Genomic DNA, 22,047 nt, shown 5'->3' with positions numbered 1-22,047 from the left:
GGGAAACACCGGGAAGGAGCGCCATGACGGCCACTGTCGACGACCGGCCCGGACACGGCGCGGTGCGGCACCGCGTCCGGGTGGGAGGCACCGTCCAGGGCGTGGGGTTCCGGCCCTTCGTCCACACCCTGGCCCGCGAGCTGGGCCTGAGCGGATACGTGGCGAACGACGCCGGAGGCGTGGTCGCCGAGGTCGAGGGCGGCCCCGAGGCCGTGGAGGCGTTCTGCCGGCGCCTCCGGGAGCAGGCCCCGCCCCTGGCGGTGGTCTCCACGGTGACCTCCGAGCCCGTACCGCCCCGGGGAACCGCGCACCCGTACGCGGAGTTCACCATCCGCCCCTCCCGGCAGGGCGGGGGCCGCACCCAGATCCCGCCCGACACCGCCACCTGCGACGACTGCCTGCGGGAGCTGGCCGATCCCGCCGACCGCCGCCACCGCCACCCGTTCGTCACCTGCACGCACTGCGGCCCCCGGTTCACCATCGCCACCGCACTGCCCTACGACCGGGCGACCACCACCATGGCGGCCTTCTCGCTGTGCCCGGCGTGCGCCGGCGAGTACACCGACCCCGCCGACCGGCGCTTCCACGCCCAGCCGGTCGCCTGCCACGACTGCGGCCCCCGGCTGCACCTGACCCACGCCCCCGGCACGGGCTCCCGCGACGCGGACGGCGAGCGGGCGCTCGCCGGAGCCCGCCGGCTGCTGGCCGAGGGCGGGATCGTGGCGGTCAAGGGCATCGGCGGATACCACCTCGCCTGCGACGCGACGAACTCCGCCGCCGTCGCCGCCCTCCGCGAACGCAAGGCGCGCGGCGGCAAACCCTTCGCCGTGATGTGCCCCGACGTCGCCACCGCCGCCTGGCTCGCCCGCGTCGGCCCCGCCGAGCACCGCGCCCTCACCGGCCGTCTGCGGCCCATCGTGCTGCTGCGCCGTCACCCTCCCGGCGAGGGACCGGACCTGCTGGCCCCCGAGGTGTGCCCCGGCAGCCCGGACGTGGGCGTCCTCCTGCCCTACACCCCGCTGCACCGGCTGCTGTTCGGCCTGCCCGGCGACCCGCCCGGCCCCCAGGTCCTGGTGATGACCAGCGGCAACCGCTCCGGCGAACCCATCGTCACCGACGACCGCGAGGCGCTGACCCGCCTGGCGGGCCTGGCCGACGCCTGGCTCTGGCACGACCGGCCGATCGCGGTGCCCTGCGACGACTCGGTGGTGCGGACCGGCGCGGACGGCGCCGAGGTCGTGCTCCGCCGCTCCCGCGGACACGTCCCCGCCCCGGTCCCGCTCCCCTTCCCCGTGCCGCCCTCGCTGGCCGTCGGAGGAGACCTGGAGAACGCCTTCTGCCTGGCCGAGGGCCGCTCCGCCTGGTTCTCCCCGCACCTGGGCGACCTGGACGGCCCGGCCGGCGCACGGGCGCTGGAGAGCGTCGAGCGGCACATGCGGAAGCTCACCGGAGTCGCCCCCCGGCTGTTCGCCGCCGACCGACACCCCGGCTACCGCTCCGCCCGGTGGGCCCGGCGCCGCGCCGGCGGCCACCCGCTGCACCTGGTGCAGCACCACCACGCGCACATCGCCTCGGTGATGGCCGCCGCCGGGGCCGACGGCGGCGCCCCGGTCGTCGGCGTCGCCTTCGACGGGACCGGCTACGGCGACGACGGGGCGGTCTGGGGAGGCGAGGTGCTGCTGGCCGACTACGCCGGGTACCGGCGGCTGGCCCACCTGACGTACGTCCCGCTGCCCGGCGGCGACGCGGGAGTCGCCAACCCCTGCCGCATGGCGCTGTCCCGGCTGCGCTCGGCGGGCATCGCCTGGGAGGACGACCTGCCGTGCACGGCGGCCTGCACACCGGGCGAACGGCAGCTCCTGGCACGGCAGCTGGAGCGCGGGACGGCCTGCGTCCCGACCTCCAGCATGGGACGGCTGTTCGACGCGATGGCGTCGCTGACGGGACTCTGCCACCGGGCCGGCCACGAGGCGCAGGCCGCCGTCGCCCTGGAGGCGGCCGCCGCCTCGGCCGGCGAGGACGGCACGCCCGGGTACGCCTTCGCCCTCCGCGCGGGCGCCGGGGGAGGCCCGGCCCTGCTGGACCCGGCGCCCGTGCTGCGCGCGGCCGTCGCCGATCTGCGCTCCGGCGCCGGGGCCCCGGTGATCGCCGCGCGCTTCCACCGGGCGGTGGCGGGAGCGGTGGAGGAGGTCTGCCTCCTGGCGCGCCGGGAGACCGGCGCCACCGCGGTCGCCCTGGCCGGCGGGGTGTTCGCCAACGCGCTGCTGGACCGGGAGTGCACCGGGCGGCTGCGCGCGGCCGGCTTCACCGTGCTGCCCCGGCACACGGTGCCCCCCGGCGACGGCGGACTGGCGCTCGGCCAGCTGGCCGTGACGGCGCACGCCGCCGCCCGATGACCCCACGGACCGCCAGAGGAAGACCGGCGACGGACGGAGGACCCATGTGCCTGGCGGTGCCCGGCAGAGTGACCGGGATCGGGGAACGCGACGGCACGCGCATGGCGCGGGTCGGCTTCGGCGGGTGCTGAAGGACGTGTGCCTCGCCTACCTGCCCGACGTGGAGCCGGGCGAGTACGTCATCGTCCACGTCGGCTTCGCGCTGCAGCGACTGGTCTGAGGAGTCCGCCCGGGCGTCGCTGGAGCTTTTCGACCGACCAGGGCTCCCGGACGAGGAGTTCGGGGACGCCTGGGAGCGCGCGGCGGCCGAGGCCGGACAGGGCGCCCCGGCGGATCCCGCAGGCGCCCCGGCGGCCGGAGCGGCGGAACGGGAGGACGCCCGGTGAGGTACATCGACGAGTTCAACGACCCCGGCCGGCCAGGCGGCTGCTGGACGACATCCACGCCACCGCCACCCGGCCCTGGACCATGATGGAGGTCTGCGGCGGCCAGACCCACTCGATCATCCGGCACGGCATCGACCAACTGCTGTCCGACAGCGTCGAACTCGTCCACGGCCCCGGCTGCCCGGTGTGCGTGACGCCCCTGGAGACGATCGACCGGGCCCTGGAGATCGCCTCCCGCCCGGGCGTGGTCTTCTGCTCCTTCGGCGACATGCTCGCCGAGCCGGTGGACCCGGCCGCCTGGTCCTGCCCGGCCCCGCTGCGCGACCGCCCGGCCGTGGTCATGGGACACGGCGGGGGAGGGGCGCTCTCGGCGGAACTGGTGGAGCACCTCTTCGTCCCCGCCTACGGCAACGAGACCCTGGCGGGCCTGCGCGACTCCGCCGAGGTGGTGCTGGGCGGCGCGCGGCTGGCGTTCTCCACCGACTCCTACGTGGTGCGGCCGCTGTTCTTCCCCGGCGGCGGCATCGGCGACCTGGCCGTCAACGGCACGGTCAACGACCTGGCCATGAGCGGGGCGCGGGCCGCCTTCCTGTCATGCGCCTTCATCATCGAGGAGGGCACCGGTCTGCCGGTGGTCCGGCGGGTGGCGCAGGCGACCGGCGCCGCCGCGGCGGCGGACGTCGAGGTCGTCACCGGCGACACCAAGGTGGTCGAGGCGGGCCACGGCGACGGCGTCTACGTCAGCACCGCGGGGACCGGACTGATCCCCGCGGGCGTCGACATCCGCCCGCAGCGCGCCGCGCCGGGCGACGTGGTGATCGTCAGCGGACCCGTCGGCCAGCACGGGGTGGCCATCCTGAGCGTGCGCGAGGGCCTGGAGTTCGGGGCCGAGGTGTGCAGCGACACCGCGCCCCTGGGCGGCCTGGTCCAGGCGATGCTCGCGGCCGCCCCGGACCTCCACGCGCTGCGCGACCCCACCCGCGGCGGGCTGGCCGCCGCGCTGAACGAGATCGCCGCGGCGTCCGGCACAGGCGTCGTCCTGGACGAACGGGCCGTGCCCGTGCCGGAGGCGGTGGCGGCGGCCTGCGGCTTCCTCGGACTGGACCCGCTGTACGTGGCCAACGAGGGCCGCCTGGTGGCCTTCGTCCCCCGGGAGCACGCCGACGCCGTCCTCGCCGCGGTGCGCGCCCACCCCAGGGAGCCGAGGCGGCCCTGATCGGGGAGTGCGTGGCGGACCACCCGGGCATGGTGGTGGCCCGCACCGCCCTCGGCGGCACCCGCGTGGTGGACCTGCCGCTGGGCGAGCAGCTGCCCCGCATCTGCTGACGCGGCCGCGGCCCGTGCCCCGGACCCGGCCGGGGCACGGGCCGCGAGGCGCTCGCGGCGGACCGGCCGCGCCCGCGGACTTGGCTGACAGGGAGTCAGGAAGCCTTCGGCCACATCATCACGAGGAAGACGACCACGACGGGCAGCAGGAGCATCGCCGTGGTCCGGAGCCGGCGGAAGTCCGGGGTCTCGGAGTGGGACAGGCCGCGGTCGGCGCCGTGCGCGGTGGCGAGGTGCTCGCCCGCGATGTCCAACGGCGTGCGGGAGAACGAGAGCGGCAGGCCGCTCCTCCAGTCGCAGTGGTCGCACGCCAGTCCGCGTACCACCGGTTCGAGCATCATGTTGCGCATCAGGCGCACCGTGAACACCCGGCCGTCGGCGTCGGCCGCCGTGATCTCGTGTGTCGGCGTATGCATGGCCGGAGACTATTCCCCGGCCGGCTCCACGGCACTCCCATGACATCCTCCATGGTCGTTTTCCGGACACCGCACCGCCGCGCCCGCCACCGCGGGGACCCCGGAGGCGGCCCGGCCGCGGTCACCCGGCCACGGCGCGGTCCAGGGCGTCCAGGGCCTCCTCCAGATGCGGTGCCACATGGCGCCGCACCCAGGCGCGCCGGTCGGGCGGGTAGCGTCGCGGCTCGGCCTCCACCAGCATGATCAGGTAGAGGTAGGCGCGGTACAGCGCCATCCGCGTCCGGGCCGCGTCGTCGAAGCCGGTGCGGCCCCCGCCGGAGGCGTACCCCGTGAGGAACGCCGGGTCGTCCTCGATGTCGCCCAGCAGGGCGAGCGAGGCGAAGTCCGCCAGCGGGTCCCCCCAGAACATCCGCTCGCCGTCGATGACGCCGCCGATCGTGCGGGCGCCCGGCGCGCCGGTCAGCAGGACGTTCCCCTGCCACAGGTCGAAGTGGACCAGGACGGGCTCGTCCACCTCCTCCAGCACCGGCGACGCCGCGTGGACGAGCCGCCGTATCCCGGCCGCCGGACGAGGCAGCCAGGCGCCGTACTCCTCGGCGTCGTCGAGCACGGCGTCCAGCATGGCGGTGAAGGCGGGCCGCCAGGCGGGGGAGAGGGGCGCCACCGGCTCGGCGGGGTACCCGAAGGACGGTCCGGCGACCGTGTGGAGCCGTGCCACCAGGCGGCCCAGCTCCTCCCGCAGCCGGGCACGTTCACCGGCCTCCAGCTCCGCGTCCGCCGTGTGCCACGGGGTGCCGTCGCACACGGACATCAGCAGGAACGGACCGGTCGCGGCGGCGCCGTCGTACTCGGCGTGCAGCACGCGGGGCACCGGCACACCGGCTTCGGCCGCCGCCCGGTGGAAGACCTCCTCACCGCGCAGGATGCCCCGCTCGTACCGCAGGGAGCGGTCCGCGGCGGGCGGCGGGACCTTCAGCACCAGCTCCTCGCCGCCGGCCAGCCCGATCCGGTGGAGCGTGTTGTACGTGCCGCCGGACAGCGGCTCGCACCGCAGGACCCGGTCGGTTGGAACGCCTGCCGCCGCCAGCATCCGGAGAACTTCTCGCACGGACGTCCTTCCCCCCTCCGCCCCCATGGTGAGAGCGCTCTCAATCATATTCGGCGGGCCGCCCCGGCCGGTTCCGCCGGCCCGTCCGGCGGGTCGGCACGGCCGTGCGGGGCGGGCGTCCTACGGTCGCGCCATGGCCCGCATCCTGATCCGGCGCCGGACGGCGCTGCCCCCCGAGGAAGCATGGCGCAGGCTGACCGCCTGGGAACACCACGCACGCCATGTGCCGCTGACGTCGATCACGGTCGCCACCCCGCCCCCGACCCGGGTGGGCACGCGGTTCACGGCCCGCACGGGCGTGGGACGTGCCGCGTTCGACGACCCGATGGAGGTCGTCCGCTGGGAACCGCCCGTCCGGGGCCGCCCCGGACGCTGCCGCCTGGAGAAGCGGGGGCGCGTCATGGCCGGCTGGGCCGAGGTGGAGGTGACCGGCCGGGACGCGGGGGCGCTGGTGGTGTGGCGCGAGGAGGTGCGGGTGCGCGCGCTGCCGTGGCTGCCGGACGCGCTCGTGGCCCCGGCCGCGCGCCTGCTGTTCGGCCGTGTCGTCGCGGGACTGCTCGGCGGCTGACGCCTCGGGCCGGCCGTCCGTCCGGAACCGGCGCCGGGGCCCGGCCGGCGGGACGGAGGGGTACGGAAGGCACCCCGGCGCGGGACCTTCGGCCCTCCCCGGGGAGATCACCGGGCGGGAACCCTGGAGGTGTCACCACGGCAGGAGGACACCATGAAGCAGACGCAGGAGCGCCCCGTCGTCACCGGCGTTCGGGTGGAGACCAGGGGCGACGTGCCGGGGGGCGCCGCCGAGTACGCCAGGGCCAAGGTGCTGAAGGCCCTGGGCAGGGTGCGGGAGCCGCTGCCGGAGGCCAGGGTGGGACTGAGCCAGGCCGCCGACCCGTCCGTGCCGTATCCGGCGGCCGCCCGGGTGAGCGTGGACGTCAACGGGCACCTGGTGCGGGCGCAGGCCGCCGCCGACACGATGGCCGAGGCGATCGACCTGCTCCAGGACCGGCTGGCCGGCCGGCTCGCTCGCGCCCATGGCAAGGCGCACCACCGCCCGCACCGCGGCCGCGGTCCGCGCCGCCGTCTCCCGGTCGAGGAGCGCCGGGTCGTGCGCCGCAGGACCTTCGGCCCGCCCCGCCGGAACCCGGCCGAGGCGGTGGCGGACATGGAGGCCCTGGGCCACGACTTCCACCTGTTCACCGACGTCGCGTCGGGTGTCGACAGCGTCGTCTACCGCGACGGCCGGGGCGGCTACCGGCTGGCCCGGACGGCGCGGAGCCTGCCCGGACTGCTGCTGCTCTCCGCCAGTCCTTCGGAGGCCGTGGTGGAGGTGAGCGGGGTCCCGGCGCCCCGGATGGGACTGGCGCAGGCGATGTGGCGGCTGGAGGTGACCGGCCTGCCGTTCGTGTTCTTCACCGACGCCGTCACCGGGCGCGGGAACCTGCTCCACCACCGCCGGGACGGCCACTACGGACTGATCACGCCGGCCGGGTAGGGCGGGCGCCCCGCCCTGCCCTGCCCGTCGGTGCCCCGCCCCGGCCGTGCGGACGCGGCCGGGGCGTCACCCGGGGCGCCGGCGGGCCCCGGCGGGCTCTCCCAGGAGTTCCCCGACCAGCGCGCCGACCTGCCCGGTCTCCACCAGGAAGGCGTCATGGCCGCACGGCGACTCGACGATCCGCACCGCGTCGGCGCCGGGGATGCCGGCGGCCAGCTCCTCCTGCTGCCACAGCGGGTAGAGCCGGTCGGTGTCGACGCCGGCCACCAGGGTGGGCATGGTGACCCGGCGCAGGGCGGACGCCGTCCCGCCCCGTCCCCGCCCCACGTCGTGCCCGTTCATCGCCTCGGTGAGCACCACGTAGCTGCCCGCGTCGAAACGGCGGACGAGCTTGTCCGCGTGGTGGTCCAGGTAGGACTCCACGCCGTACCGCCCCCCGGACCGGGGGTCCTCGCCCGGCTGCGGCCGCCGGCCGAACCGCTCCTGGAACTCGGCCTCGCTGCGGTAGGTCACCTGTGCGATCCGCCGGGCCACCCCGAGCCCGCGGTGCGGGCCGCCGCCCGGACCCGCGTCGTGATACTCGCCGCCCCGCCAGGCGGGGTCGGAGCGGATGGCGTGCAACTGGACCGACGCCCAGGCGATCTGCTCGGCACTGGAGGCGGCCGGGGAGGCGAGCAGCAGCAGCCGGGAGACCCGGTCCGGGTGGGACGCCGCCCATTCGAGGGCCCGCATCCCGCCCATCGACCCGCCGACGACCAGCGCCCAGCGGTCGATGCCCAGCGACTCGGCCAGCGCGACCTCCGCGGCCACCTGGTCGCGGACCGTCAGCCGCGGGAACCGGCTCGCCCAGCGCCGCCCGTCCGGACGGCGGGAGGCCGGTCCGGTGGTGCCCTGGCAGCCGCCCAGGACGTTCGGCGCGACCACGAAGAACCGGTCGGTGTCGAGCGGACGGCCGGGGCCGATCAGCGCGTCCCACCACCCCGGGGTCGGGTGGCCCGGCCCCGCCGGGCCTGCCGCGTGGCTGTCGCCGGTGAGGGCGTGGAGCACCAGCACCGCGTTGTCGCCGCCGGGCGCGAGGCGTCCCCAGGTCTCGTAGGCGACGCGCACCCCGGGAAGGAGCTCTCCGCTCTCCAGGGGCAGGGCGTGCGGCAGGTCCGCCCAGCGCCGGTTCCCCGGGGGATCGCCCTCCTGCCAGGCGCCGGTCGCCGGCGGCGGCCCGGTGGGGCGGCCGCCGGCGGGAGCGGACGGGCCGGGCAGCGGGGTCGGCCGCGGCCCGGTCACCGTCCGCCCGGTGGTGCGCGCGTCCGTCACGACGAGGCGCCCTTCGCGGCCCGGAAGCCCGCCTCCAGGTCGGCCTTGAGGTCCTCCAGCGCCTCGATCCCGACCGACAGCCGCACCAGTCCCGGGGAGGTGCCGGTGGCCGCCAGCTCCTCGGGGCCCAGCTGGCTGTGCGTGGTCGAGGCGGGGTGGATGATCAGGCTCCGCACGTCGCCGATGTTCGCCAGGTGGCTGAACAGCTCGACGCCGTCCACGAAGCGCTTGCCCGCCTCCACGCCGCCCCGCAGCTCGAAGGAGAGCACGGCGCCCGCGCCGCGCGGCAGGTAGCGCTGCGCGGCCCCGTGCCAGCGGCTCGACGCCAGCCCCGCGTAGTACACCGCGTCCACCTCGTCGCGCTCCTCCAGCCACCGGGCCAGCGCCAGGGCGTTGGCGCTGTGCCGCTCCATGCGCAGCGACAGCGTCTCCAGGCCCTGGAGCAGGAGGAAGGAGGAGAACGGGGAGATCGCCGGGCCGAGGTCGCGCAGCAGCTGCACCCGCAGCTTCACCGCGTACGCGCTCGGACCCAGGTCGGGCCAGTAGCGCAGCCCGTGGTAGCTGGGGTCGGGCTCGTTGAAGTCCGCGAAGCGCTCGGCGTGCGCCCCGAAGTCGAAGGTCCCGCCGTCCACGACCACGCCGCCGATCGTCGTGCCGTGCCCGCCGAGGAACTTGGTCGCCGAGTGCACCACGACGTCCGCGCCGTGCTCCAGGGGACGCAGCAGGTAGGGGGTGGGCACGGTGTTGTCGACGATCAGCGGCACACCCGCGGTGTGCGCGACGTCGGCCACCGCGGCGATGTCCAGCACGTTGCCGCGCGGGTTGCCCAGCGCCTCGGCGAACAGGGCCTTGGTGTTCGGCCGGACCGCGGCCCGCCACGCGTCGAGGTCGTCGGGGTCCTCGACGAAGCTCACCTCGATGCCCAGCCTGGGCAGGGTGTGGCGGAAGAGGTTGTAGGTGCCGCCGTAGAGCGAGGCGCTGGACACCAGGTGGTCGCCCGCGGAGGCCAGGGTGAGGATCGCCAGGGTCTCGGCGGCCTGCCCCGAGGCGAGGGCGACGGCCGCGACGCCGCCCTCCAGGGCCGCCACCCGCTGCTCGAAGGCGTCCTGGGTGGGGTTGTGGATGCGGGTGTAGATGTTCCCTGGCGCGGCCAGCGAGAACAGGTCGGCCGCGTGCTGGGTGTCGTCGAAGACGAACGAGGTGGTCTGGTAGATCGGCACCGCCCGCGCGCCGGTGGTCGGGTCGGGGGAGGTGCCGGCGTGCACCTGCCTGGTCTCGAACGACCAGGCGTGCTCGGGGGCCTGGGCGGGGTCCTGCTCGGATCCGTGGCCCGCCGTGACGGCGTCGATGGGCTGGCTCATGTCGTTCCTCCGGGTGGGGAAGGGCCGGGTCTTGCCATGTCGGGGAGTTGGGCGCGGACGGCCGCCGGACACGTGCCCGCGGGTGTGGGGCGGGGACGGACGTCCGGCGCTGCCGGGGAGATGGGGCCGACGGGGACGCGGATGCGGCGCCCGCCCGGAGCGGGGGCGTGGGGGAGGGCCGCGCGGGCGCGGAACGCTTCCTCGAGGACGCCGTGGAGCGGAGCGGTGTTGACGCCCCGTCGGAGAACCGGACAGCCGTCAGCGTTCGCCGCGACGACACAGCGCGCTCGCCACGCGGAGGAGGTCCACGTGGTGTCTGGAGACAAGGAGCTCGCCGGGCGGCATGGGGATGACCCTGCCATGATCGAAGAGGGGGGTCAAGACGGTTGTGCGACCGCGCACCCGGCCCAAGTCCGCGCGCTGCCCCGGACGTTCACCGGCCCGCCCGCAGGGACGGCGGCAGCCGGAGGCCCCGTGCCGCACGGAGCGTCGGCGGAGGGACGGGCGCGGAAGGCGGCCGGCACCCGGTGCCGGCCGCCGGTGCGGCGCCTCCCGCTCGTGGGGGAGGCGCCGGGGCCTCCCGCGTCACGTCCCGCCCGGGCCGGAAGCGGGGACCGGCGGTCGTTCGCCGCGGGAGCGGTGCGGGAGCGGTGCGGGGAAGCCCCGCACCGGGATTCCCTCAGGACGCCTCGTGCTCGGCGAGGGCCGCCTGTGCGACGAGACGCCGTGCCAGCTCGCGCGCCTCGGGAGCGGTGAGTGCCATCCAGGTACCGGGCGTGCCGCCGCGGTCCGGACCCACGTCCAGGGCCACCCTGCTGATCGGCCGGTCCGGCATGGTCAGCCGCAGGCACTTCACGGCGATCATCCGGTCGCAGGAGGTCACCATCGGTTCGTCGCCGGCCGGATGGGGGCGCTTCCGTCCTGTTTCCCGCACCGTTCCCACACCTTTCCTCTCGTGCTCGTGCAACCGGGGCACAGGGGACAGCGCTCCCGGGGGGCCGCTTGTTCCCGGGAGAAAGTGATCCGCGCCCTTCGTCGCGCCGCGGCCGGTGTGGACGACGGGGGCGTCCCCCGCACCGGCACGGGACCGGGTGCCCTCCCGCAGCCCGTGCGGGGCAGGCCCCCTCCGTCCCGCCGCCGGGCGAGTGCGCGCCTGTCGGGAGCGGTACCGCACGGGAGAGCGCGTGCACGTACGCCTCGGCCGCGGCCCGGAGGTCTCCGGGGGCGGGGAGCCGGTCGAGTCGTCCCGTTGCCGGTGCGGCGCCACCCGGAGCGGGACCCACCGGGCCGGCGGGACCGAACCCGGGTGACCCCGTCCGCCGTCCCCGCCGGGCCGCCCCTCACGGACGCCGGGCGGAGGGCCGGAGGGCGGCGGAGGGCCGGGGCGGCTCGGGCGGATCGCGCAGGACGTTCCAGGCGACCGGGCCGAGCAGGTCGGACAGGCGCTGGAAGACGTCCAGGAACAGGTCGTCGACGCTGAGGACGCCGACGACGCGACCGCGCCCGTCCAGGACGGGCAGCCGCCGCACCCCGGACTTGCGGAAGGCGTAGTAGGCGGTCGCGATGTCGTCGGCGGTCTCCAGGGTGACCACGGAGGACGACATCAGCTCCGACACCGGGGTCTGCGGGGAGCGCTCCCCGGCCAGGCAGCGCACCGCCAGATCGCGGTCGGTGACGATCCCGCGCAGTTCGCTCTCCACCACGACCAGCAGGCAGCCGACCGCCTCCTGCCGCATGCGGAGGGCGGCCTGCCGGGCGGGGGTGTCCGGGGACACCGTCACCGCCGGGGACGCCATGTATTCGCGGACCCTCATGCCCTGCCCCCTTCACGTCGGGTTTCGCCACCGGGCCCGGGACCGGACTCCATCGTGACCCCTCCGGCCCCGCCTCGCATCCGGGACGGGGCGTCCGGCGTCCGGCGGACCCTACGCGGCACGCCCGCCGGACGCCGGGACGACGAGGACCGGGCAGCGGGCGTGGCGGAGCACGCCCTGGCTCACCGAACCCAGCAGCATCCCGGCGAACCCCCCGCGCCCCCGGCTGCCCACGACCAGCCCGAGGGCGTGGGCGGACGCCTCGGCCAGGACCTGCACGGGGTGGCCCCGCACGAACTCCTGGCGCACCTCCACCTCCGGCCGGGCGGCGGCGGGTCCGTCCAGCGACTCGGACAGCACACGGCGACCCTCCTGCTCGGCGGCCTCCCGGCTCAGGGCGCCGAGCAGCGGCGGACGCCACACGCACAGGGCCCTCAGCTCCGCCCCGCGCAGGGCCGCCGCCTCGAACGCGAAGTCGATCGCGGCGGCGGAGTCCGGACTGCCGTCGACGCCGACCACGAAGTGCGCCGGCTGCCGGGCGGTGTGCTCCGGCTCCGGCACGACCGCCACCGGACACGGGGCGTGCGCGGCGAGCGGCAGGCTCACCGAGGCGGAACCGAGCAGCTCCTCGGTACGGGACAGGTGGCGGGAGCCCACCACGGCCATCGCCGCGTCCCGGGCCTGCTCGCGCAGGACCCACGCGGGGTGTCCGTCCGCCGACCGCCGGGAGACCTCCAGCCGGGGGCGCCGGCGTCGGGCGAACGCGGCGGCGTCCTCCAGTACGCGCTCGCCCGCGTCGCGCGCCGCCTCCTCCCAGCCCTCCCGGAACTCCCACTGCTCCCGGCCCGTGCGGAACTCCCCCGACCAGTACCCGCTGGTCGTCATCCCCCGGGCGTGCACCAGCCGCAGCGGCAGGCCGCGCCGGTCCGCCTCGTCCGCGGCCCAGGCCAGGGCCGAGCGGCGGGACGGGTCGGGGTCCACGCCCACCACGATCGGCCGGGCTCCCTGTGTACTCGTCATGGCCGCCTCCGGGTCGCTTCGCTGACGGCTGCCGGCCCCGGACGCGCGGGGCCACGTCCGTCGGACGAGCCCGCGAGGGAGCCGTGGTCATGCCGGACACCCTCCGCCCGGGTTCTCCCACGGGCCCTCGGACCGGGCTTCCGACCGGGCGGCGGCCGTCGCGACGGTGGCACGGGTGCCGCCCGGGCCGATCGGGACCATCCTCTTCCAGTCTGCTCCGCACCGCCCCCGGGCCGCACGGCGAGAACGCCGTCGCGCAAGGTCACGGCGCGCTCCGCACCGTGACCCTGCGTGGGCCGGGCGGCGTTCTCACGGCGGTGTTCTCACGGCGTGTTCCATGCCGTTCACAAAACCGCCGTTCGCGGGGCGGGCCGTGAACGGCGGGTGACGATCGGTGCCGCCGTGCCCCGTGTTGCGGGGAAGCGCCCGATTGCCAATCTTGGCAGGGGCATGACGTCATGGCAGGCTCCGGGGGACCGCATGACCGCCGACGCCCCGCGACCCGGGGCGCGTTGGAGAGGACACCCCCATGTCCCGTTCCCGCCGTTCCGCGGCCGGAGGCATAACCCTGGCCGTGGCCGCCGTGGTGGCCACGGCCTTCCCCGCCTCGGCCGTGCCCGCCCCCGCCGGTCCGGCCGCCGTACGGAGCACCCCCTCCACGGACGCGTACTACGCGCCCGCGGAGGGGAAGACCGGTGCCGCCCTGAAGGAGGCCCTGCACGAGATCGTCGACGACCACACCCGGATCTCCTACAGCCAGGTCTGGGACGCCCTGGGCGAGACCGACGAGGACCCCGCCGACCCGGACAACGTGATCCTGCTGTACACCGGCCGCTCCCGGGCCAAGTCCGACCACGGCGGGAACCTCGGCGACTGGAACCGCGAGCACGTGTGGGCGAAGTCCCACGGCGACTTCGGCACCGCCGCCGGACCCGGCACCGACCTCCACCACCTGCGCCCCGCGGACGTCCAGGTCAACAGCATCCGCGGCAACAAGGACTTCGACGACGGAGGCAGCCAGGTCGGCGGCGCCCCGGGCAACTACACCGACGGCGACAGCTTCGAGCCCCGCGACGCGGTCAAGGGCGACGTCGCCCGCATGATCCTCTACATGGCCGTGCGCTACGAGGGCGACGACGGGTTCGCCGACCTTGAGCCCAACGACCGGGTGAGCAACGGCTCCGCCCCGTACCACGGCCGGCTGAGCGTCCTGAAGCAGTGGCACCGGGAGGACCCGCCCGACGCCTTCGAGCGCAACCGCAACGAGATCATCCACTCCCGCTACCAGCACAACCGGAACCCGTTCATCGACCGCCCCGAGTGGGTCGAGGCCATCTGGTAGGCAGGGCGCCCGCCGTACGGTTCACTCCGCCCGGACCACCCCCGTGGCCCGGGCGGTGGAGCGGACGAACGGACGGTCCCGGGAGGTGAGGGCAGCGGCCGGCCCGGCGGCCCGCAGGACGGTGTCGAGAGCCCGCTGCGGATCGGAGGCGTACATGCCGCTCGCCCAGGCGGCATTGGCCTCGATCACCGCCCAGTGCCCGTCGACGGTCCCCACGTCGACCACGATCGCGGTGGGCAGCGTGTGACCGCACCCGTCCAGCAGGTCGGCGCCGAAGGCGGCCGCCTCGTCCGACAGCGGCCCGAGCGCGAGCCGCCCCCGCGACGCGTACCGGCTGCCGGTGTGGACCGTCCCGTCGAGCAGGTACAGGCGGTACTCGGTCTCGAACCCCACCACGTCGCAGACCAGCACCGGAGTGTCCGGATCCACCGCGTCGGGGCCGGGCAGCCGCGACCCGTCGGTGTAGACGCGCGCCGGCACCTCCTTGTCGTTGGGGGACTTCACGAACACGGGGCGGCGCAGCGCGTACGCCTCACGGATCGGCATGACCAGGATCTCGCGCCGGGTGTACTCGCGGGGCAGCCGGGCCAGCCAGTCGGCGGGCGCCTCCAGCGGGGCGATGCCGAGGACGGGCGCCACGGCGTCCGCGAAGGAGGGCCCCGCGTGCAGGTGCCCGGCCCGCAGGCCGGCGGGCACCTCGAACGTGGGCAGCCGCACCGTGCGCAGGCCGCGGCGGTGGGCGGCGTCGCGCAGGGCGCGTGCGGAGGCGGTGAGCCGGGGCGGCAGGACGAGGGTCACGGTCACCGATCATCGCGCACGGCCGGACGGCCGCTCCACCCGTTTCCGGAGGGCGGCCGGGGCTCGCCGCACCAGGGACCGGGTGCGCCGGGAGGACCGAGCGCCTACCATCCGCACGGAACCACATCCGGGAGGCCCTCCATGGTGGACGAGACCGACCTGCGGCACCTGCGCCGCTGCGTGGAACTGGCGGCCGAGGCGCTGGAGGCGGGCGACGAACCGTTCGGCTCCGTGCTCGTGGGCGGCGACGGGACGGTCCTGGCCGAGGACCACAACCGCGTCGCCGCCGGCGACCGCACCCGCCACCCCGAGTTCGAACTGGCCCGCTGGGCAGCGGCGCACCTGACCCCCGGAGAGCGGGCGGCGGCGACCGTCTACACCTCCGGCGAGCACTGCCCGATGTGCGCCGCCGCGCACGGCTGGGTCGGACTGGGCCGCATCGTGTACGCCACCTCGTCCGGGCAGCTGGCGTCCTGGCTGGCCGAGTGGGGGGTGCCGGAACCGCCCGTGCGGATGCTGCCGATCGGGGAGGTCGTCCCCGGCGCGGTGGTGGAGGGGCCGGTGCCCGGGTTCGCGGAGCGGGTCCGCGACCTGCACCGCCGCCTCCACAGCCGGTCCTGAGCGGAGGAGAAGGACGGCGACCGGCGGTCGAGGGGGCCCGGGGGACGCCCGCTCGGCGCCTCCTGTGCTGCTGCCCGCGGTGACCGGCGAGGAACGGCGGGCGGCGAGGGATCTGTTCGAGCTGATCGTGGAGCGGCCGGCGGAGGTCCTGACCGGGCTTCTCGCCATCCTGGTGGTTCTCTGGCTGCTGGCCGGGCCCGTCGTCACCGTCCTCCTCCGGGCCCAGGAGGGTATGGAGATCGCCCTGCCGGTCCTCGCCCTGTGGGCGGGCGTCACCGCGCTCCGCCTCCTGGTGCGCGCGGCGGTCCGGCGCCTGCGCCGCGCGTGACCCCGGCGGGCGCCCGCGCGCCCGCCGCGGCGCGGCCGTTACGGTGGGCGCCATGTTCTCCCCCGAAGGCCCGACCTTCCGCGAACTCGCCGTACAGGCCCTGTCGTCCGTCGAACGCGGCTACGACCTGCTGGCGCCGAAGTTCGACCGCACCCCGTTCCGGACGCCGGACCGCGCGCTGGAATCGGTGGCGCGCGCCCTCCGGCCGCTGGGACCGTTCGCGACCGGGCTGGACGTCTGCTGCGGCACCGGCGCGGGGGTGGGTGTCCTCCGGCGGCTGTGCGAACAGCGGGTCGTCGGCGTCGACTTCAGCGCGGGCATGCTGTCCGTGGCCCGTGCCGCCCTCCCCGCGCCCGCCGGGGGACCGGCGGTGCACTGGGTGCGGGCCGACGCCCTGCGGCTCCCCTTCGAGCGGTCCGTCGACCTGGCCGTCAGCTTCGGGGCGTTCGGGCACTTCCTGCCCCGGGAGCGGCCCGCGCTGTTCGCGGAGGTGCACGCGGCGCTCCGGCCCGGCGGCCTGTTCGCCTTCCCCGTCGCGGCGCCGCCCCGGGTCGGATCGCGGCTCTACTGGACGCTGTGGGGGTTCGACGCCGCGATGCGCGTGCGCAACGCGCTGTGGCGTCCGCGGTTCGTCATGTACTACCGCACGTTCCGGCTCCCCGACGTGCTCGGGGAGCTGGCCGGGGCGGGGTTCGAGGTGGAGACCCTGCCCCTGGAGGATCTGGGCCGGCGGACGGACGGCAGCCCCCGCTGCCGTCTGGTCCTGGCCCGGCGGAGGTGACCGGGCCGTCCCGCCGCCGTGTGCCGGGACGCCGGCGTGTCGGCGGCGCCGCCCGGACCGGCCGCGGGCGCGTGGCGCACGCCGGATCACACCCGGCCCACTGCCTAAACTGATCACCGCAGTTGTCCCATCATCCGTTCTGTTGGTTTCTCATCGCCTATCACCAGGAGTGATCGACATGGCAACCGTCCGTACTGCCAAGACCCACTGGGAAGGCAACCTCATGGAGGGTCAGGGCACCGTCGCCCTCGACTCCTCCAAGATCGGCACCTATGACGTGACGTGGGCCTCCCGCGCCGAGCAGCCCGGTGGCAGGACCAGCCCCGAGGAGCTGATCGCCGCGGCCCACTCCGCCTGCTACTCCATGGCCTTCTCGCACGGCCTGGCGGGCAAGGGCTACACCGTGGAGAAGGTGGACACCCAGGCGGACGTCACCTTCCAGCCGGGCGAGGGCATCACCGCCATCAAGCTGACCGTCCGCGCCACCGTGCCCGGACTGTCGGAGGAGGACTTCCGGGCGGCGGCCGAGGACGCCAAGGCCAACTGCCCGGTCAGTCAGGCCCTCGCCGCCGTCAAGAACATCACCCTGGACGCCCAGCTCGTCTGACGGCCCGGCGGAGTCCCGCGCGGCCCGGCGGTCCCGGGCCGCCGGGCCGCCATGGGGGCTGTGCGAGCCGAGGGACCGGCCGGGTCCGGCGACGGACCCGGCCGGTCCCTCCGTCGTTGGACGGCGGGCCGCCCGCCGTCCAACGACGGCCCGTCAGACCGGCAGCCGGTCCGGGAAGGCGCCGGAGGGCGCCCGGTGCGGGTCCGGTCCTCGGACCACTCGACACGGAACGGGGCCGGATACCGGGCGCACCCGTGACGATCCCGCCGGCCGGACCGGCCACGGTCTTCGCGGCACTGTCCGGGAAGGGGCGGTCGTACGGGCGCCTGCCCGGCCGCGAGGCCGTCGGGCGGGCGGGGAGACGCTCCGCGCCTTCGGCCGGAGACGCCCGCCGAAGGCGGACCGGACGGCCCCGGCGCGTCCGCTCCCCTCCACGGGAGAGGCGGGGACGTGTCCGCCGCCGGTCCGGGCGAACAGCTCGTCGGCGGTATGCCGGTGCGGCCGGCGCATCGCAGGCGGACGTCATCCCCGCGCGGCACGGCCTCGGTGACGAGTGCCCGGCCGGTGCGGAGAGGACGGCTCCCGCCCTCGTCCCCGTCGCGGCCTGCCCGCACCGCCCGCCGCGCGTCCTGATCGCGCCTCTGCCGGCGGATGCTCCCACGACGCCCCTGGAGGGGGCTGCTCGCTGCGGACCGGGCATCCCGGTCCGCGACGCGGCCCCCGCCCCGTCACGTCCTGCCGCGTCCCGGAACGGCCCCGGGCCGTCGATCCGGTCATGATCCTCCCGGTAGCCGGCCCGCTCTCCCGCTCCTCGGGCGGGGAAACACCCGATCCCCGCCGTGTTGATCGCAAAGCGACGCGCCGAGGGCGCCATATATTCGTCTTATTATTGTGACCGCATTGGGTCGACCCTGCTCGGCGTTGATCTTACAAGCGCATCTTTTCATCGCCATAAATCCCCCGGCATGCGCAAAATTCGAGGATGTCGCACGCCCGGGAGGCCGGCCCGGCCCGGATGACCGAAACCCCTCCTTGACCCTTGTCACGGCGGAGTTCGACACTCCCAGAGGAACTCACGCATCAGGAGTTGCGAGCCATTCGGCTTGGCCGTGCGAAACCGACCGCGCATGGCGTGTGCGACGGGGGAGAAAAGAACAACAGGCGCCGGTCCCTCGACCGTCTGCGCATATTTCCTTCACCCCTTCTCCTCATCTCTTGGTGCCCGAAGGGAATGGAGGGGAAAGCCGGTGCACATGGGCCATCCCGGCGTATACATCGAGGAACTTCCCAGCAGCGTCCGCACCATCTCCGGGGTCACGACCTCGGTCACCGCGTTCGTCGGCCACACCCGCCGCGGTCCGCTCAACCAGCCGGTACGGGTCACCAGCTTCGCCGACTTCGAACGCCGCTTCGGCGGACTCACCTCCCAGAGCGCCGTCTCCTACGCCGTCCACCAGTTCTTCGGCAACGGCGGCACCGCCGCGGTGGTCGTGAGGGTCGCCGCGGCCGGCACCGGCGAGGAGGCGAGCGCCACGCTGGAGTCGACGGAGGGGCACAGCGCCTGCCCCGTCATGACGGTGCACGCCAAGGAACCCGGGGTCTGGGGCTCCCGGCTGCGCCTGTCCGTCGACCACGACACCCGCCACCCCGGCGAGACCTTCAACCTGCGCGTCCTGGACACGGACGGCAGCACCCGCGAGACCTTCACCGGCCTCTCCATGGACCCCGGCCACGGCCGCTACGCCGAGACCGTGGTCAACGCCGACTCCGAACTGGTGAGGATCGACGTCGTCGACGAGGGCAGGCCGGACCCGTCGGGCACGGTGTCCAAGCCGTTCGCCGAGGAGCTGCCGGACCTCGGCGTCGAGCTGACCGTGAAGATCGGCGACGTCGAGCGGGAGTTCACCCTCCACGACCCCGACCGGGACGGCGAGCCGCCGCGGACCGTCACCGAACTGGCGCTGCTCCTGGAGCGCAAGCTGCGCGCCCTGCCGGACGCCCCCGGCAAGCGGGCCTTCGCGGGCGCGGAGGTCACCGCCTTCGGCCGCAGGCTCCAGGTCGTCGCGGGCTCCACCGACCCCCGCGACACCGTCCGCTTCCTGGGCCAGTGCGCCAACGACCTCGGCCTGGAGGCCACCGTCAACCCGCCGGTCTTCCCGCTCTCCGGAGGCGTGGACGGCGACCCGCCCGGCCCGCGCGACATCATCGGCGACGAGGCCGCCAAGACCGGGCTGCACGCGCTGCGCGACGCCGACGACGTCAACCTGCTCTCCCTGCCGGAACTCGCCGCCTACGACTCCACCGAGGACATGGTCACGGTGGTCTCGGCCGCGCAGGCGCTCTGCCGCGAACGGCGGATCTTCCTGCTCGTGGACGCGCCCGGCTCCTGGGCCGACGTCGACAGCGCACGGGCCGGAGTGAGCGCCTTCGACCCCGTGCGGGACGACCACTCGGCCCTGTACTTCCCGCACCTGCAGATGACCGACCCCCTCACGGGCCGCCTGCGCTCCTTCCCGCCCTCCGGCGCCATCGCCGGCGTGTGCGCGCGCACGGACGCCGAACGCGGCGTGTGGAAGGCGCCGGCGGGCACCGAGGCGAGACTGGCGGGCGTCCACTCGCTGAGCGTCCGCCTCACCGACCGGGAGAACGCCCTCCTCGGCCCCCTCGGCGTCAACTGCCTGCGCGCCCTGCCCGTCGTCGGGCCGGTCGTCTGGGGCGCGCGCACCCTCCAGGGCGCGGACGCGCTCGGCAGCGAGTGGAAGTACGTGCCGGTGCGGCGGCTGGCGCTGCACATCGAGGAGAGCCTGTACCGCGGGCTGCAGTGGGTCGTGTTCGAACCGAACAACGAGCAGCTGTGGCAGCAGATCCGGCTCGACGCCTCGGCCTGGCTGAACACGCTCTTCCGGCAGGGCGCCTTCAAGGGCACCACTCCGCGCGAGGCGTACTTCGTGAAGTGCGACAAGGACACCACCACGGAGGAGGACGTCGCGCGCGGCGTGGTGAACGTCCTGGTCGGCATCGCTCCCGCCAAGCCCGCCGAGTTCGTGGTCGTCAGGATCCAGCAGATGGCCGGACAGTTCGAGGTTTAGGAATCCGATGGCTGAGTTTCAGGTGAACGCCCAGCGCTTCGACCCCTACAAGAACTTCAAGTTCCTGGTGCTGTGGGGCGGTCGCACGGTCGCGGGAGTCAGCAAGATCAGTCCGCTGAAGAGGACCACCGAGGTGGTCAAGCACCGGCACGGCGGCGACCCGAGCACACCGCGCAAGTCCCCGGGCCGCTCCGAGTTCGAGGGCATCACCCTCGAACGCGGTGTCACCCACGACCCCGAATTCGACCGCTGGGCCAACAAGGTCTGGCAGGTCGGCGCGGGCCTGGGATCCGAGGTGTCGCTCGCCGACTTCCGCAAGGACATCGTGATCCAGGTCCTCAACGAGGCCGGGCAGGTGGCCGTCTCGCACAAGCTCTACCGGACCTGGCCCAGCGAGTACCAGATCCTGGGCGAACTGGACGCCAACGCCAATGCGGTGGCCATCCAGAGCCTCAAGCTGGAGTGCGAGGGCTGGGAGCGGGACTACGAGGTGCCGGAGCCCACCGAGCCGTCGTTCACCAACCCCGCCTGAGCGGACGGTCCGGCACATGGCGATCACCGGGCCCGCGGAGCTGCTGGCCGTCTGGGAGGCGGGGCTGGACCGGTCCGGAGCCGGCCGCGCCCTCCTGCTCCACCGCACGGCCCGGCCGGAGGCCGGGGACGAGGAACTGCTGTCGGTGCCGGTGGGCGAGCGGGAGGCCGACCTGTTCGCGCTGCGCCGCACGCTGTTCGGCGAGCGGATGCAGGTGCTGGTGGAGTGCGAACCGTGCGGCGAGGCGATGGAGTTCGACCTCGACGCGGACGGACTCGCCGCGCAGCGGCCCCGGGAGGAGGGGCCGCTGCGGGTGACGGAAGGCGACTGGAACGTCGAATTCCGGCTGCCCACGGTCGCCGACCTGACGGCCGCGGCCGAGGCGGCCGTCCCCGGCACGGACGGCCCGTCCGCCCGCTCCCTGCTGATCGCACGCTGCCTCGCCTCGGCGGAACGGGCCGGGCGGCCGGTCCCCGCCGGCCGGCTGCCGGATGAACTGCCCGAGACGGTGCTGAGGCGCGTCGCCGAAGCCGCCGAGCGGGCGGACCCGGCCGCCGACGTGACGCTCAAGGTCTCCTGCCCCGAGTGCGGCGGGACGACCCGGGCCGAACTCGACATCGCCTCCTACCTGTGGAGCGAACTCGACGCCTGGGCGCGGGACCTGCTCCTCGACGTCCACCTGCTCGCCGCCGCCTACGGCTGGACCGAGCCGGAGATCCTGGCGCTCAGCCCGCTGCGGCGCCGCTACTACCTGGAGCTGTGTGCGGATGCCTGACCACTTCGACCGGCTGCTGACCCGGTACGCCCCCGCGGCCGCCGCGGCCGGCGGCCCGGCGGACGGCGGGAACGGGCGCGTACGGGCGAGGCCGCGGCTGCCCGGACCGTTCGAGCGCGTCGGCGCGCCCGGGGACGGGCCGCTCCGGCAGGAGGAGACCGACCCGTTCCTCCCCGCCGCGCCCCGGCCGGCCGCGCACCGCGAGGAGACCCGGGCGGCGGCCCCCCGCGAACGGGAGATCCGCACCGAGCACCGCACCGTGGTACGCGCCGAGTCCCCGGCACGCGGCGAGGTCCCGCGCCCGCCCGCCGCCCGGCCCGTCCGGCCACTGCCGCGGCCCGCACGGAGCACGGCGCCGGCACCGCGCCCGGCCGCCGCGTCCGGACCCCGGCGCGACGGGCCGACGGCCCCGGCGCGCACGGAACCGGAGGCACCCCCCAGATCGGCGGCGTCCGCACCTCTCCACCCGAGCGCGGACGCCGCCCTCCCGCCCGCCGGCACCGGACGGCTGCGGCCGGCCGCCTCCGGCGCCTCGGCGGCGGGC

Annotated in this window: 20 protein-coding genes and 2 pseudogenes; 14 read left to right on the top strand and 8 right to left on the bottom strand. The window is 75.5% G+C overall.

Annotated features, from left to right (window positions below; genetic code table 11):
* Nucleotides 1-23 precede the first annotated feature (23 nt).
* From hypF to hypE, 3 genes and pseudogenes are all read left to right on the top strand, one after another.
* On the top strand, nt 24-2,396 hold the full coding sequence (gene hypF, locus ABD358_RS07875) for a carbamoyltransferase HypF (protein ID WP_344630142.1): 2,373 nt from the start codon (nt 24-26) through the stop codon (nt 2,394-2,396).
* A 44-nt stretch (nt 2,397-2,440) separates the two neighbouring features.
* Nucleotides 2,441-2,782 (top strand): annotated as a pseudogene (locus ABD358_RS07870) (HypC/HybG/HupF family hydrogenase formation chaperone).
* Nucleotides 2,779-4,108, top strand: a pseudogene (gene hypE, locus ABD358_RS07865) (hydrogenase expression/formation protein HypE). Before ABD358_RS07870 ends, hypE begins: the two co-directional pseudogenes overlap by 4 nt.
* Before the next feature lie 95 nt (nt 4,109-4,203).
* Here hypE and ABD358_RS07860 read toward each other — a convergent pair.
* Both ABD358_RS07860 and ABD358_RS07855 read right to left on the bottom strand, forming a co-directional pair.
* Nucleotides 4,204-4,524 carry a hypothetical protein gene (locus tag ABD358_RS07860; RefSeq protein ID WP_344630141.1) on the bottom strand — a complete coding sequence of 107 codons (321 nt, stop codon included), beginning with the start codon at nt 4,522-4,524 and terminating at the stop codon, nt 4,204-4,206.
* A 121-nt stretch (nt 4,525-4,645) separates the two neighbouring features.
* Nucleotides 4,646-5,659 (bottom strand): phosphotransferase family protein, encoded by a 1,014-nt coding sequence (locus ABD358_RS07855; protein WP_425576278.1) that lies wholly within the window; start codon nt 5,657-5,659, stop codon nt 4,646-4,648.
* Nucleotides 5,660-5,765: 106 nt separating this feature from the next.
* Between ABD358_RS07855 and ABD358_RS07850 the strand changes: the two genes are divergently transcribed.
* Both ABD358_RS07850 and ABD358_RS07845 read left to right on the top strand, forming a co-directional pair.
* Nucleotides 5,766-6,200: an SRPBCC family protein gene (locus ABD358_RS07850; protein ID WP_344630139.1), complete on the top strand. Its 435-nt coding sequence runs from the start codon at nt 5,766-5,768 to the stop codon at nt 6,198-6,200.
* 153 nt (nt 6,201-6,353) lie between these two features.
* A complete protein-coding gene (locus ABD358_RS07845; protein ID WP_344630138.1) occupies nt 6,354-7,124 on the top strand; it encodes a sigma 54 modulation/S30EA ribosomal C-terminal domain-containing protein in 771 nt (256 codons plus the stop codon).
* A gap of 66 nt (nt 7,125-7,190) precedes the next feature.
* On the opposite strand, the gene metX is transcribed toward ABD358_RS07845, so the two are convergent.
* The 5 genes from metX to ABD358_RS07820 all read right to left on the bottom strand — a co-directional run bounded on the left by metX (nt 7,191) and on the right by ABD358_RS07820 (nt 12,630).
* On the bottom strand, nt 7,191-8,381 hold the full coding sequence (metX, locus tag ABD358_RS07840; RefSeq protein WP_344630351.1) for a homoserine O-acetyltransferase MetX: 1,191 nt from the start codon (nt 8,379-8,381) through the stop codon (nt 7,191-7,193).
* Between the two features lie 50 nt (nt 8,382-8,431).
* Nucleotides 8,432-9,796 carry a bifunctional o-acetylhomoserine/o-acetylserine sulfhydrylase gene (locus ABD358_RS07835; RefSeq protein ID WP_344630137.1) on the bottom strand — a complete coding sequence of 455 codons (1,365 nt, stop codon included), beginning with the start codon at nt 9,794-9,796 and terminating at the stop codon, nt 8,432-8,434.
* A 679-nt stretch (nt 9,797-10,475) separates the two neighbouring features.
* Nucleotides 10,476-10,730 carry a hypothetical protein gene (locus ABD358_RS07830; protein WP_344630136.1) on the bottom strand — a complete coding sequence of 85 codons (255 nt, stop codon included), beginning with the start codon at nt 10,728-10,730 and terminating at the stop codon, nt 10,476-10,478.
* 406 nt (nt 10,731-11,136) lie between these two features.
* Entirely contained in the window at nt 11,137-11,610 is a 474-nt protein-coding gene (locus tag ABD358_RS07825; RefSeq protein ID WP_344630135.1) for a CBS domain-containing protein, read from the bottom strand.
* Between the two features lie 111 nt (nt 11,611-11,721).
* Nucleotides 11,722-12,630 carry a universal stress protein gene (locus ABD358_RS07820; RefSeq protein WP_344630134.1) on the bottom strand — a complete coding sequence of 303 codons (909 nt, stop codon included), beginning with the start codon at nt 12,628-12,630 and terminating at the stop codon, nt 11,722-11,724.
* 529 nt (nt 12,631-13,159) lie between these two features.
* On the opposite strand from ABD358_RS07820, the gene ABD358_RS07815 reads away from it, so the two are divergent.
* On the top strand, nt 13,160-13,972 hold the full coding sequence (locus ABD358_RS07815; RefSeq protein ID WP_344630133.1) for an endonuclease I family protein: 813 nt from the start codon (nt 13,160-13,162) through the stop codon (nt 13,970-13,972).
* A gap of 21 nt (nt 13,973-13,993) precedes the next feature.
* Here ABD358_RS07815 and ABD358_RS07810 read toward each other — a convergent pair whose 3' ends face one another.
* A complete protein-coding gene (locus ABD358_RS07810) occupies nt 13,994-14,770 on the bottom strand; it encodes an ATP-grasp domain-containing protein (RefSeq protein ID WP_344630132.1) in 777 nt (258 codons plus the stop codon).
* 141 nt (nt 14,771-14,911) lie between these two features.
* Between ABD358_RS07810 and ABD358_RS07805 the strand changes: the two genes are divergently transcribed.
* From ABD358_RS07805 to ABD358_RS07770, 8 genes are all read left to right on the top strand, one after another.
* Nucleotides 14,912-15,391 carry a nucleoside deaminase gene (locus ABD358_RS07805; RefSeq protein ID WP_344630131.1) on the top strand — a complete coding sequence of 160 codons (480 nt, stop codon included), beginning with the start codon at nt 14,912-14,914 and terminating at the stop codon, nt 15,389-15,391.
* Nucleotides 15,392-15,455: 64 nt separating this feature from the next.
* Entirely contained in the window at nt 15,456-15,719 is a 264-nt protein-coding gene (locus ABD358_RS07800; RefSeq protein WP_344630130.1) for a hypothetical protein, read from the top strand.
* Nucleotides 15,720-15,771: 52 nt separating this feature from the next.
* Entirely contained in the window at nt 15,772-16,500 is a 729-nt protein-coding gene (locus tag ABD358_RS07795) for a class I SAM-dependent methyltransferase (RefSeq protein WP_344630129.1), read from the top strand.
* 178 nt (nt 16,501-16,678) lie between these two features.
* Nucleotides 16,679-17,107: an OsmC family protein gene (locus tag ABD358_RS07790; protein ID WP_344630128.1), complete on the top strand. Its 429-nt coding sequence runs from the start codon at nt 16,679-16,681 to the stop codon at nt 17,105-17,107.
* Between the two features lie 1,253 nt (nt 17,108-18,360).
* On the top strand, nt 18,361-20,196 hold the full coding sequence (locus ABD358_RS07785; protein ID WP_344630127.1) for a phage tail sheath C-terminal domain-containing protein: 1,836 nt from the start codon (nt 18,361-18,363) through the stop codon (nt 20,194-20,196).
* A 7-nt stretch (nt 20,197-20,203) separates the two neighbouring features.
* Nucleotides 20,204-20,728: a phage tail protein gene (locus ABD358_RS07780; protein ID WP_344323543.1), complete on the top strand. Its 525-nt coding sequence runs from the start codon at nt 20,204-20,206 to the stop codon at nt 20,726-20,728.
* Between the two features lie 16 nt (nt 20,729-20,744).
* The gene (locus ABD358_RS07775; RefSeq protein ID WP_344630126.1) at nt 20,745-21,503 is read left to right on the top strand and encodes a T4 family baseplate hub assembly chaperone; all 759 of its coding nucleotides are present in this window, start codon (nt 20,745-20,747) and stop codon (nt 21,501-21,503) included.
* Nucleotides 21,496-22,047 (top strand): hypothetical protein (locus tag ABD358_RS07770; RefSeq protein WP_344630125.1); only part of this gene is annotated, 552 nt, incomplete at its 3' end. The genes ABD358_RS07775 and ABD358_RS07770, both read left to right, overlap by 8 nt.

Source organism: Streptomyces glaucosporus, from assembly GCF_039533345.1.
Classification (GTDB): Bacteria; Actinomycetota; Actinomycetes; order Streptomycetales; family Streptomycetaceae; genus Streptomyces; species Streptomyces glaucosporus.
This window is presented reverse-complemented; position numbering and strand designations above follow the sequence as displayed.